Annotated in this window: 7 protein-coding genes; 4 read left to right on the top strand and 3 right to left on the bottom strand. The window is 54.8% G+C overall.

Translation table 11 applies throughout. The features are described from left to right. Positions 1–34 precede the first annotated feature (34 nt). The 3 genes from HQL52_10235 to HQL52_10225 form a co-directional block, all read right to left on the bottom strand. A complete protein-coding gene (locus tag HQL52_10235; GenBank protein MBF0369824.1) occupies positions 35–271 on the bottom strand; it encodes a tetratricopeptide repeat protein in 237 nt (78 codons plus the stop codon). A 238-nt stretch (positions 272–509) separates the two neighbouring features. After that, positions 510–1,553 (bottom strand): mannan-binding lectin, encoded by a 1,044-nt coding sequence (locus HQL52_10230; GenBank protein ID MBF0369823.1) that lies wholly within the window; start codon positions 1,551–1,553, stop codon positions 510–512. A gap of 41 nt (positions 1,554–1,594) precedes the next feature. Beyond that, positions 1,595–2,260, bottom strand: a complete 666-nt coding sequence (locus HQL52_10225) for a transposase (protein MBF0369822.1) — start codon at positions 2,258–2,260, stop codon at positions 1,595–1,597. A gap of 467 nt (positions 2,261–2,727) precedes the next feature. Between HQL52_10225 and HQL52_10220 the strand changes: the two genes are divergently transcribed. From HQL52_10220 to HQL52_10205, 4 genes are all read left to right on the top strand, one after another. After that, a complete protein-coding gene (locus tag HQL52_10220) occupies positions 2,728–5,214 on the top strand; it encodes a PAS-domain containing protein (GenBank protein ID MBF0369821.1) in 2,487 nt (828 codons plus the stop codon). 240 nt (positions 5,215–5,454) lie between these two features. Further along, entirely contained in the window at positions 5,455–6,408 is a 954-nt protein-coding gene (locus HQL52_10215; protein ID MBF0369820.1) for a MoxR family ATPase, read from the top strand. An 11-nt stretch (positions 6,409–6,419) separates the two neighbouring features. Beyond that, on the top strand, positions 6,420–7,772 hold the full coding sequence (locus tag HQL52_10210) for a DUF58 domain-containing protein (protein MBF0369819.1): 1,353 nt from the start codon (positions 6,420–6,422) through the stop codon (positions 7,770–7,772). Beyond that, complete coding sequence (locus HQL52_10205) at positions 7,769–9,790, top strand: transglutaminase domain-containing protein (GenBank protein ID MBF0369818.1); 2,022 nt, start codon at positions 7,769–7,771, stop codon at positions 9,788–9,790. The genes HQL52_10210 and HQL52_10205 overlap by 4 nt, the downstream gene beginning before the upstream one ends. Positions 9,791–9,794: the final 4 nt, after the last annotated feature.

The following is a 9,794-nucleotide window of genomic DNA, read 5'->3' as shown; positions in this document are numbered from 1 at the left end:
CTCCCTGGATCCCCGCCTTCGCGGGGATGACGAGTCAGGGAAGAGTGTCCAATTTTGAGATAGAACTGCTATAGTGAACCTTGGGATAGTTGGGCTTGATAGCCAGGGCCTGTTGAAAGCTCGCCAGGGCTTCAGTCAGCCGCCCCAGCTTCTTTTGAGCCGAACTCAGATTGTTCAAGGTCTCATGGTGACGGGGGTTGATGGAGAGGGCTTTTTGATAACTTTCAATGGCTTCAGCGAATCGACCCAGGCCAGCCAGAGCGGCCCCCATATTGTTCCAGGCATCGATGTTATTCGGCTGAATCGCCAGGGTTTGCCGATAGCCGGAGATAGCCTCTTTAGAGGTGCCCGGATTGGTGCCATGGGACCGCTTGGCACAGCAACTATAACGCCTTGGGAGGGGGCGGCTGGGGATTTTGTGGGCCTCTTCCCCTCCCGGGTGATCTATTCATCAAGCCATCACCAACACGATCATTGCGCTGAGGGGGAAAACGGGTACGCCTGCAAAATCAGCGGAAACCGTTCCACTCCCGATTGGGGGAAGCATTGCAGTAGCTCCAAAAACCGTTGAAATGGTCGCCATAAAACCGAAAAACCATGCGCCCCCAATAACGGGAACCGTGTCGGGATTTTCGGCATTTTTTCTTGCTGACAGGTCGAACCCAGACACCCTCGACCACGTTGCCATCCACCAGGGCGTAAATGCGCCCATCCTTGCCATAATCTCCGGTCACATCCCCACCATCACGACGCAACTCCACCTCTCCAAAGCGGCTCTCCCAGAGGCCGGCTATTTTGGATTTGAGAGGGCGCGGTTCAGGCAGAGGAAGAGGCTCGGGTTCCACCTCTACCGGTTCATCGAATGAGGGCTCTTTTTGGATGGTAAAGTTGCCACCGGAGTTATTCACGGTCTCCCGAACGCCATCATAGCTGTAGCAGTCGAAATAACCGATTTTTCGGCGACAGACAAAATTGTCTGGATAGTATACTTTATTATGGTTGGGGTTTTTGGTGTATTTAAAGTTGATCCCATGAAACGTCACTTTCTTTTTGGTCACAATGGCGTCAACATCCATCACCACCGCATGTTTCTTACCCCCAGAGATAAATGAAGTATAATTTTTCCCGGTATATTTATTGCGACCCACCTTTCGGTCGATGACGATTTTTCCCCAATAGCGTTCACCTTCGAACTGCCTGTCAAAGGGCCACTCTCCCAGCATCAGCGACCGGTCGATATTGGATACCACCACATCCCGAGTGAATCCGCCACACTGACAAAGGGATTTTTCCGCAGCTTTTACCGTACGCCACTGGCCGGTCCACTCCCCGCCAACCGCCTGGCACACCATGGAACATTTGATTTTGGCATCTTTATGGTTCCAGATGGGGCCGGCGGGAAACTCCCGAGCACCTGAGGGTTCAAGCCCAGGGGGAAAGTCTCTGTGGGGTCTGAACCGATCTTTTGGGGCGGCTTCCCCCTGCTCCGGGGTCACCCAGGGCAGACCGACCATCAATACCAACCAAAACAACCAAATTTTCTTCCCAGACATGATTTACCCCCCTCACTCTTGATGAATAATGAAGGAAACAGTCATCCATCAGATTTTTTCGGGCGTCCCCGCTTGCGGGGTTTGACATCCCTGCCAAGCTTCATTCGAAGCATTTCAAAAAAATCATCTGAGCCCAAAGGGTGGCCGGTTCGACTGTGACGGCGCAAGGTTTCCAGCTCCTCACTGGAAAGCCCTTTTTTTAAAAACCGCTGCCAATCATCCACCCGCTCCAATAACGGCTTTACCTGGACAACATCTTGATTATGAATCAATAAATGTGCCTTCGTACTGGACCATGGCCAATCGGCTGCTTTTTTGACCAGCCCGGAGCGCACCGGGTTTAACTCTACATAACGCGCACAAAGGAGCAAATTTTCTTCGTCCACGGGATAAGAGTGAAATCGCTCCTGCCACAGATGTCCCCGGGTCTTTTGCCTCTGGTTGATGCGGCTGGTATATCGGCGATGGGTCTCCCCCAATGCGCGGCGCAGTCCATCTTTTTTGGAGGGCATCAAAATCAAATGCAAGTGGTTGGGCATCAAACAATAGCCCCAAATTTCTGTACCGGCCTTGCTGCTGAATTGCCGCAAAAGGTCGAGATAAACCTGATAATCCTCCTGGCCAAAAAAGGTCGTCATCCCCCGGTTACCATATTGGGTGACGTGGTGGGGGATGCCGGGAACGGTGATTCTTGGAATACGTGCCATGGGAAACATCATTAGCATAACCAGCCAATAAATACAATTTGAATATACTGTCCCTGTTAACCCTGCTCTCTTTTTCAAATATTTTGCAAAACGCCGTTCCGTTGAACAATTTTCACGAAAAAAGCAAGCTGTTACAAATTGGTTAGTACTTGTTACTTGGATAAGAGCTGTTTCACCCCCTTTTGTTTGACTTTTTTTTGAAACAGCTTCATTATGTGAGGATTGTATTACTAAAGAAAATTTCGCTTCAAAAGCCATTTCCAAACATCAGGGACGATGACTGGTTCGCTCTATTTAGTGGTGAACATTCGCCTCTTGCCAAAAGTTTGGAAGTGGGAGATGACGCTCAATGTTACCCAAGTCAGAAGTGAGGAGGCGATTTTTGCCCCTCCTTCTTATCAGGATTTCTGGGCAATGGGGGCCGTTGCAACGTCTTCTATATTTTCAATTCAACCGGGATTTTCCCAATGAAGAATAATCCTCCCAAAAATGAGGGTGTGGAAAATTCCACTTCACGCCCCAGTTTCCAAAAAATGTCATCCGCCTCCCCAAAAGGTTCCCTGGGCCACTGGGAGTGGAATATTCAGCAGGATAAGCTTATCTGGTCTGCCGAAGTTTGGGAGATATACGGCCTGAAAAGAGGGGAGTTCGAGCCCTCCTATGAGACCATGTTAAACCGGGTCCACCCTGGAGACCGGGCCCACTATATCGAAACGGTCAAAGCTTCCCTTGAAGGATCCCCCCACCATTTTAAATATCGCATTCTCCGTCCCGATGGCATTTGTTGCATCCTGGAAACACAAGGGACGGTCATGCTCAACAAGCACAACAAGCCCATCCGAATTATCGGTACAGTCCAGGATGTCACCGAAGAAGAGCGCGGGATAGTTGCCGACCAGGTGATCACCCGAATCACCTATATCAGTCTGAAAAACATGCCCATGAAAGAGATGTTGGCGGAAATTTTGGAAGTCATTTTCCGAATTCCGTGGATATCCCTGGAATCCAAGGGCTCCATATTTTTAGTCTCCCCGGATAGTCGGGAGCTGTCCCTGGTCGCACAAAAAGGGTTGGCGGGGCCTCTTCTGGAACGTTGTGAGAAGATTCCATTTGGCCACTGTCTTTGCGGCAAGGCTGCTGAAAGCCGGGAGGTGGTTTTTGCGGATCATCTGGATCACCGCCATGACGTCACCTTTGAGGGCATCCATGATCACGGCCATTATTGTGTGCCCATTTTATTGCAGGAGCGTCTGTTGGGTGTCTTGAACCTCTATACCGAGGCTGGGCATATGCGCCGAGGGGAGGAGGATGCTTTTTTGGTGACCGTGGCCAACACCCTGGCCGGGCTCATCGATCGTCTCAACACTGAACACAAGCTTTCCCGTCAGTCGATTTTGTTGAAAACCGCTTTGGCCAACATCCATCAGGGGTTGGTGGCCTATGATGGGGATCTGCGGGTCATCATAGCCAATGAACGTTTTAGCGAATTACGCGACATTCCAGAAGAATTGGTCCGCCCGGGGACCCATTTTTCCGATCTGATTCGATATGAGGTGGCCCGGGGAGAGTTTGGCCCGGGGGATCAGGAAACCCTGGTGAACAAGTTGGTGGAGCAAGCCAAACATTCCAAAGTACACCGTTTTGAGCGGATCCGTCGGGACGGGACGGTTTTGGAGATCGCCGGAGGCCCTTTGCCTGGTGGTGGGTTTGTCAGCACCTATATGGACATCTCCCAGCGCCGACAGTCGGAAGAGGAGCTGCGCAAGCTTTCCCGGGTGGTGGAGCAGAGCCCTGTGGCGGTTTTGATCACCTGCCCCCAAGGGGAAATCGAGTACGTCAACCCCGAGTTTACCAACATTACCGGCTACACCCTGGCAGAGGTGGCGAGCAAGAATCCCCGTATCCTCGCTTCGGGCAACACCGATCCCGAACTTTATAAGGATTTATGGAATACTATTTTGCGGGGCCGTATTTGGACTGGAGAATTTCAGAATCGCAAAAAAAATGGTGAACTCTATTGGGAATCCATATCCATCTCGCCTCTGACCAATGCCAAGGGGGAAATTACCCATTTTGTGGCCATTTGGGAAGATATCACCGCCCGCAAGCAGACCCAGGCGGAGCGGGACGAGGCTTATGGGATGTTGGAGGTACTTTCAATAAAACTATCCAAATATCTCTCCCCCCAGGTTTATCAATCGATTTTTAGCGGCGAGCGGGATGTCACCCTCTCCACGGAGCGCAAAAAACTCACGGTTTTCTTCTCTGACATCAAGGATTTTACCGCCACTACCGATGATCTGGAGCCGGAAGATCTCACCTTTCTTTTGAATGATTATTTGACCGAAATGTCCAATATTGCCATCACCTATGGGGCCACCATCGATAAATTTATTGGTGATGCGATGTTGATGTTTTTTGGTGATCCGGAGACCAGAGGAGCCAAGGAAGATGCCATCGCCTGCGTGGGGATGGCGATTGCCATGCAAAAAAAAATGCAGGATTTGCGCTCCAAATGGCAGAGCATGGGCTATGAACAAACCTTCCATATGCGTATCGGCATCAATACCGGTTATTGCAATGTGGGCAATTTTGGCAGCCAGGATCGGATGGATTACACCATCATCGGTGGCGAGGTGAATCTGGCCGCCCGATTGGAAGACAAAGCCGAACCGGACGGCATTATGATGACCTATGAAACCTATGCCTTGGCCCGGGAGATGGTCCATGCCGAGGAACAGCCCACAATCAAAGTCAAAGGCATCCACCGCCCGGTCCGGCCTTTTTCAGTGGTGGGGCTCTACCGGGATTTGGCCCGGAATCAACGTTACGTACATTTGGAGAAAAAAGGCCTGCTGGTGATGATGGATCTCGCCACCCTCAAGGATGAGGAGCGCCAGGAAGCCTTGGCTGAACTGGAACAGGCCATCCAGGATATTCGTAAGCGCGAATAAAAAGGTGTGATCATCCTTTCAGGCATTCAAGCTATCCATGCATTTTAACAAGGCCTGGGAAGAAATGCGTTTATCGCCAACGCCCCCCGCACAGATATACCCACCAACCCGGGAGCCTTCAGAATAGACTCTCCTCTTATGAATATATTGTTCAGTCTAATGTGGACCCAGCTGCCAGAGTGTGGTTTTATCAACCCCCTGTAGACTCTTTGATTCATTCCATGGGATGGGGGGATTTGGATGGACGGGGAACTGGAACTGGAACGGGGGCAGGGGCTGTTTGGGCGGATTGAGGGAAATCTGGCGGCGGTTATTCGTAATCCCACCAAAGCCTTGCGTTGGCTGGTGGCGGCCTTTGCGGGGCGGGGGCATGTGCTTTTGGAGGATGTGCCCGGCACCGGTAAAACCACCCTTGCCAAGGCCTTGGCCGCTACGGTATCCGCCGAATTCAAACGCATTCAGTTTACCCCCGATCTCCTCCCTTCCGATATTGTCGGGGTGTCGGTGTTTGATCCTTCCGCCCACACCTTCAATTTTCGCCAAGGGCCGGTCTTCACCCACATTCTCCTGGCCGACGAAATCAACCGCGCCTCCCCCCGCACCCAATCCGCCCTTCTGGAAGCCATGGCCGAGGGGCAGGTGAGTGTTGACGGGGTGGTGAAGCCATTGGCCGCACCCTTTTTTGCCATCGCCACCCAAAATCCCGTGGAGTTTCACGGCACCTATCCCCTCCCCGAAGCCCAGATGGACCGCTTTGCCATGCGCTTTGGTTTGGGGTATGTCTCCCCGGAAATGGAAGTGGAGATTCTCTCCAACCAGGGCCACGCCAACCCCCTGGCCGATCTGCAACCTGCAGCCACCCTGGAGGAGATGATCGCTTTGCAGGAGAGTGTTGCCAGGGTACGTATCAGCGATGAGATGAAACGCTATGTGGTGGATCTGGTGCAAGCCACCCGCACCCGTCCCGGAGTCAAGCTCGGTGCCAGCCCCCGGGCATCATTGAACCTCATGCGCATCTCCCAGGCTTTGGCCCTGGCCGATGGTCTTGATTTTGTGAGCCCGGATCCCGTTCGGGAGGCGGCCATACCCTGCATCGCCCACCGCTTGCAGCTGGATCCCCAAGCCAAATTTTCCGGAGAAACCCCAGAAGGCATTGTCGGGGAAATCCTCGCTTCCACCCCTGTTCCAACTTGACGGGGGGCGGGATGATCCGTCGGCTGCTCTATCCCCTGTTTCGGCGTTTTGCGGGAATGACCCACCGCTGGCGCAGGCGTTTTACCTCCCCCGGCCTCCTCGTTATCACCGGTATCGGGGTCACCGCCATCTTTGGCATCGATACCTCCCAAACCCTCGACTATCAGCTCTTTGCCTGGCTCATGGCCCTGTTGATCCCGGCCATGCTCTCCACGCTCTTTTTTCGGGGCCGTTTTAGAGCCTCCCGGCAGCTTCCCCAATTCGCTACCGCCGGGGAATCCTTCTCCTATGAAATCGTCCTGGAAAATCCCTCTGACAAACGCTGGATCGGGCTGGGGGTGGAAGAGGAGCTGGCCGATCCCCGTCCGACGTTGGCCGAGTTTCAACAAGCCCGGGAGCCGGGGGAGGAGGAGCGCAACTGGTTTGATCGCAAGGTGAGCTTCCATCGCTTTATGTGGCTGATCGCCAAAAAGGTGGGCATCAAAACGGGCTCCCAACAGGTTCCCACCCTGGCTCCCCAAGGGGAGGTGCGGATCAAAATGCACGCCACCCCCAAACGCCGGGGGCGTATCTCATTCGCCGCCATTGCCGTCACCCGGGCTGATCCTTTCGGATTGTTCAAGGGGTTTGCCAGAGTTCCCAGCCCCCAAACCCTTCTGGTGCTGCCTCGCCGCCACCCCTTTCCCGTGAGTTTTAATCTGCCCGGAGGACGCCAATATCAGCCGGGAGGGGAGTCCCTGGCTGGATCGGTGGGAGATGCCGAGGAGTTTGTTTCTTTAAGAGAGTATCGGGATGGGGATTCTCCTCGCCATATCCATTGGCCTGCCTGGGCGCGCAGTGGCAAGCCGGTGGTGAAGGAGTTTCAGGAAGAATATTTTACCCGCCACGCGTTGATTCTCGACACCTTTCTCCAGGGGCCGGAAGAGGTGTTCGAAGAGGCGGTCTCGGTGGCGGCCAGTATGGCGGTGACCTTGGATTCCGGGGAGGCGTTGCTCGACTGGATGTTGCTCTCGGGCACAGCGATTCAGGTGACCACCGGGCGGGGGGTGGGGGGAGCGGAGCAGGTGTTGGAAATTTTGGCGACGGTGCCCCATGAGCTGAACAAACCCTTTTCCCAACTCGCCGCCTGGGTGTTGGATCATGTGGCGGTTTTGAGCGGGGTGCTGCTGATACTCCTTGCCTGGGATGCAGAGCGCCAGGAGTTGGTCTCCAAACTGCTCTCCCGGGGATTGCCCCTGGAGGTGATGGTGATTCAGCCTCGGGGAGGGGGGGAGCGGCTCAATCCCGGCCCCATGGCGGGTGCACCCCAGCGGTTTCATGTGCTGGAGGCCGGGCAGATTGGGGAAGGGTTGGCGAAGTTATGAACGGGCCATCTCTGGTGAAAATGCCGCCTGTTTTGCTGGGGGCGGGGATTCTTTTTTGGGGTTGGCAGACCGGTTTTTTGGTGCTGGGGATGGTGCTGGCGGTGGTGATTGAAAGCCGCCCCTTTGTTCCCTGGCAGTGGTCGGCGACGGATCGGGATTTTTATCGGGTGGCCGATTTTTCCACCGGGCTGTTGGTGATGGTGCTTGGTTGGGCCTTTTTCGTACAGGGAAGCGATGCCCCGGTGATTGGGGTGCTGCGGATGTTGCCGCTGGTTTTTTTTCTGCTGATGACCGCCCTTCTTTTCAGCGACCGGAAAACGATTCCCCTGAGCAGTCTGTTTTTTTCCCTCCGCAAGAAAAAACCAGCCGTGGGAGAGACGGCCAAAGGCATTGCCCCGGCGTATCCCTATTTTGGTATCTGTCTGGTGGCGGCTGGCGCGGTGGAGGCCCGCAATCCCTGGTATTTTGTCGGCATCGTGGTTTTGGTCGCCTGGTCCCTTTGGCCGGTGCGGGGCAGATGGATCCCGGCTTGGGTGTGGGGGATGTTTTTGAGTCTGGCTGTGGGAATGGGTTATGTGGGGCAGGCGGGCTTGAACCAGCTTCAGGAGGTGATGGCGGAACAATATTCCGAATGGTTGATTGAGATGTTTGCCGGGGAAAAGGATTCCTTCAAGCGGCGCACGGCGATTGGGGATGTGGGGCGGCTGAAGGGCTCCGGGCGGATTCTTTTTCGGGTGCAGGCCAACCCCCTGGATGTGGAACCTCTGCTCTTGCGGGAGGGGAGTTTTAATCTGTTCATGGGCTCCGAGTGGCACGCTTCCCGACCGGGATTTCGGGCCATGACACCTCTCAACCAGAGCGGAACCTGGCAACTGGGTGAGAAGGGGGCAGGGAAGCCGATTCGGATCCATGTTTGGAAGGATTTTTCCCGGGGGCGGGGGGTGCTGCCGATCCCACTGGGTACCTACCAATTGCAGGAGTTGTTGGTTCAACGCATGCAATTCAACCGCTTCGCCTCGGTGAAGGTGGATGAAGGGCCGCCCTTTCCGGGGTATGGACTCCTCTACCAAAAAAAACAGTCCCAAAGCGATGCCCCGGATGATCGGGATCTTCAGGTGCCTGTTGAGGAACTCCCGGTGTTGCAGGAGATCGTCCAGGAGCTTGGCTTGACGGCGGATGATCCTGAAGGGAGCCTGGGGCGTCTGGAAGCTTTTTTCGTCAATCAATTCAGCTATTCCCTCTATCTGGAATCTCCCGGCAAAGAGGCCACCCCTGTGGGAGATTTTTTGCGCCACACCCGCTCGGGCCACTGTGAATATTTTGCCACCGCTTCCGTTTTGCTGCTGCGGGCGGCGGGCATTCCAGCGCGTTATGCCTCTGGCTGGTCGGTGCAGGAATATTGGGAGGAGGAGGGGGTCTATGTGGTGCGGGGTCGTCACGCCCACGCCTGGGCGACGGCTTTTGTGAACGGCCACTGGCAGGATGTGGATAACACCCCCGGGGCCTGGATTGATTTTGAGGAGGCCCGAGCGCAGCTTTGGCAGGGGTTGATGGATCTCTGGAGCAAGGCGCGCTTTCACTTTTCCCAGTGGCAGGGGGCTCGGGGGTTAAGGGAGATTCCGGGGTTTTATTGGTTGGTCCTGATCCCTGGCTATATTCTCGGCAAGCGGCTGTGGAAAAAGGGGGGAGCGGTGCGGGCCGGGTTGGGTAGAAGGCGTCCACGTACAGCCCTTTCCAGCAGTACCCCCAGGCAGACACCTCTTGATCCTCTGCTGACTCATCTGGCAGGCCTGGGGCAGGAGCGCCAGGCTGGGGAATCCCTTGGTGATTGGATCAGGCGTCTGAAACGACCGGAGCTTATCCCCGTGATCACCCTCTACTATCGTTACCGTTTTGACCCGGAGGTGGATCGCAGCCTTTGCCGGAAAGAGCTAGAGGCGGTTCTCTCCAACTGGTTGTCCGGGGTTGGGAGGGAGAAAAATTCAGGGGGTGGCCATGGTCAGGAGCGGGCTGGGTGAGGGG

Source organism: Magnetococcales bacterium, from assembly GCA_015232395.1.
Lineage (GTDB): Bacteria > Pseudomonadota > Magnetococcia > Magnetococcales > JADFZT01 > JADFZT01.
This window is presented reverse-complemented; position numbering and strand designations above follow the sequence as displayed.